This is a genomic window from uncultured Rhodococcus sp., assembly GCF_963525155.1.
Classification (GTDB): domain Bacteria; phylum Actinomycetota; class Actinomycetes; order Mycobacteriales; family Mycobacteriaceae; genus Rhodococcus_F; species Rhodococcus_F qingshengii.
The window spans coordinates 1-2,614 of sequence record NZ_CAURKP010000332.1 but is presented as its reverse complement, the minus strand read 5'-3'; the positions used below and the strand labels follow the sequence as shown (position 1 = coordinate 2,614).

Annotated in this window: 3 protein-coding genes and 1 riboswitch; all 3 genes read right to left on the bottom strand. The window is 66.0% G+C overall.

Annotation, left to right across the window (positions count from 1 at the left end; all coding sequences use genetic code 11):
• On the bottom strand, positions 1-663 hold a 663-nt coding region (locus RWT78_RS29085), incomplete at its 3' end, for a precorrin-2 C(20)-methyltransferase (RefSeq protein WP_314682931.1).
• On the bottom strand, positions 660-1,286 hold the full coding sequence (locus RWT78_RS29080) for a precorrin-8X methylmutase (protein ID WP_007729839.1): 627 nt from the start codon (positions 1,284-1,286) through the stop codon (positions 660-662). The genes RWT78_RS29085 and RWT78_RS29080, both read right to left, overlap by 4 nt.
• Before the next feature lie 19 nt (positions 1,287-1,305).
• On the bottom strand, positions 1,306-2,448 hold the full coding sequence (gene cobG, locus RWT78_RS29075; protein WP_064074790.1) for a precorrin-3B synthase: 1,143 nt from the start codon (positions 2,446-2,448) through the stop codon (positions 1,306-1,308).
• Between the two features lie 78 nt (positions 2,449-2,526).
• Positions 2,527-2,606: riboswitch (cobalamin riboswitch) on the top strand.
• The last annotated feature ends 8 nt before the right edge of the window (positions 2,607-2,614 follow it).

Genomic DNA, 2,614 nt, shown 5'->3' with positions numbered 1-2,614 from the left:
CTCGGCAGCGGATTCGACGCGTTGACGTGTGGTGCTCGCGCGCTCGACGTAGTGCGCTTCATCCAAGCGGCCGGAATCCTCGAGCGATTGGAGGACCGGTGGGAAGGTACGTCCGAGCTTGAGGATGGCCGCGGCGTCGGTTTCCTTGAGCCGCCTGGTCAGCTCAGCCTGCGGCAATGTTCCGGGTAGGATCGTCAGGATTTCTTCACCCTCGACCAGCGGCTTTCCGAGTGCAGCAGATGCCGCGCTGACGGAGGTGACGCCGGGAATCACCTCGGCGTCGAAGCGATCGGCCAGCCTCTTGTGCATGTGCATGTAGGAGCTGTAGAAGAGTGGATCGCCGGCGGCGAGCAACGCGACGGTTCGACCGGCCGCGAGGTGAACTGCCAGCCGTTCGGCAGCCGCTTCGTAGAATTCGTCCATCGCGCCCTGGTATCCGCCGGGATGATCAACGGTCTCGGTGGTCACGGGGTAGACGAGGTGTTCTTCGATCTGTCCTTCGCGCATGTACGGCGCTGCAACTCCGCGGGAGATGCTCTTGCCGTGCCTCGCGGAGTGGAACGCAACCACATCGGCCTCGCCGATGACGCGGGCGGCCTTGACGGTCACCAATTCGGGATCGCCGGGGCCGATACCGACACCCCAGAGCTTGCCTGCACTCATTCGACTTCGCTCGCAATCGCGTTGACGACGGCCGCGGTGATCGCGCTGCCGCCGCGTCGGCCGCGGAGAACGAGATGATCGATCCCGCTGGCGTGTTCGATGAGGGCTTCCTTCGACTCGGCAGCGCCGATGAAGCCGACCGGACCTCCGACGATGGCGGCGGGACGGGGTGCGCCGGCTTCGATGAGGTTCAGGAGATGGAACAGTGCGGTGGGTGCGTTTCCGATCGCGACAACAGCGCCCTCGAGCTTGGCTCCCCACAGTTCGAGAGCAGCCGCCGAGCGAGTGTTGTCGATGGTCGACGCCAGCACAGGAACCCGCGGATCGCCGAGGGTGCAGATGACGTCGTTACCGGCGGGCAGACGCTTGCGCGTGATGCCGGCAGCCACCATCTGAGCGTCGCAGAAAATCGGCGCGCCGTCGCGCAGAGCTGCGCGCGCAGCCGAGACGACACCGGGGGTGAAGGCGACGTCGTCGACGAGATCGACCTGGCCACTTGCATGAATCATGCGCACTACAGCTTGCGAGACATCCGCCGGGAAACGGCTCAGGTCGGCTTCGGCCCGAATGGTGGCAAAGGACTGGCGATAGATTTCCGCGCCGTCACGGATGTACTCGATCATGTGCCACACGATAGAGGCATCACCGATCGGCCGGATTCACCCGGTAACCGTCACCCGTCGCAATCACATCCGCTACGTCCCCGCGGGGACGTCCGCAGCTGCGGTCGCACCCGGCCCAGTGCTGGCGCCCGACGACAGGCAGTTCTGCCTGCTCGACGGCGGTGATTGCGTCGGTGCGCACATCGGCGAGCGACTTCTCGCATCCCGGGCTTCCGGTGCAGGCGGTGACCTCGAGCCACGGTGAGTTCTCGTCGAAGATCAACCCCATGGGTGCCAGCACCCGGACTACCTGCTCGGCTGCCCATTCGTCGAGGTCGAAGATATGCACCGATCGCCAGGGCGTCACGACGACGGGCTTGTCGACGGCGGCGAGGAACTCGGCCAGCCGAGCGTCGAGCAGCCCGAATCGCAGGCCGCCGCCCAGAGCTACGGTCCCGTCGCGCTGCTCGAGCCAGCCGATAGTGGGCCGTGCATCCGGCGTGAGGTCCGCCGCAACGGTGGACTCGGCGCTCAGACCCAGCTGCTCGAGGGTGCGTTCGATTCCGTCCGGAACCTCGGCCAGGCGCCAGTGCTTGTCGCGGACGTCGAGGAATGATCGGGCCGCCGCGAGGAGCAATTCGACGGCGTCGTCCGCCTGTACACGATGAGTGGTGTGGTGACCGGCGAGCACCAGTGAATGCTCGGTGGCGCTGAGTGCGTGGAGTCCGAAATCGCCCCGAAGCCCGCTGATGTCTCCGCGCCCGTCGTCGAGGGTGAACAGGGTTCGCCCTGGCAGATCTGCCAATGCTTGATCCGCTTGGATCGCCGAATCGAGACGGTGGACCAGTTCACGAATGTCGGCGACGCCCCCGATACGGCCGGACAGTGGGGACGCGAGGATGTTGCGCACTCGCTCGTGCGTCGCGGACGGCAGCAGGCCGGCCGAAGCGATTCGCGATGCGAAGGCTTCGGGGTCCGAGACCGAGCGCAGTTGGACGTTGCCCCTCGAAGTGAGTTCCATCTGCCCGTTGCCGAGATCGCGCGCCGCGTCGGCGAGCGTCTGCAACTGGGTGGGGGTGAGGAGTCCGCCGGGTAGGCGCACGCGTGCCAGTGCGCCGTCGGCGGCGTGGTGAACTTGCAGTGCACCCGGGCACGCGTCTGGCTGTGAACGGTCCGTGGGCATGGCTCCAGGGTACGACCTGTCATGAGTGCCTTCTGCGGACCGGTAGCATCACCACCACCAGTGACGGCAGTTGAGGAAACCGGTGGAAGTCCGGTGCGGTCGCGCCACTGTGAGTGTTGCTCGAGCGGGACGTGTTTCCGCTCGGAAACACGAGTCAGACCCTCAA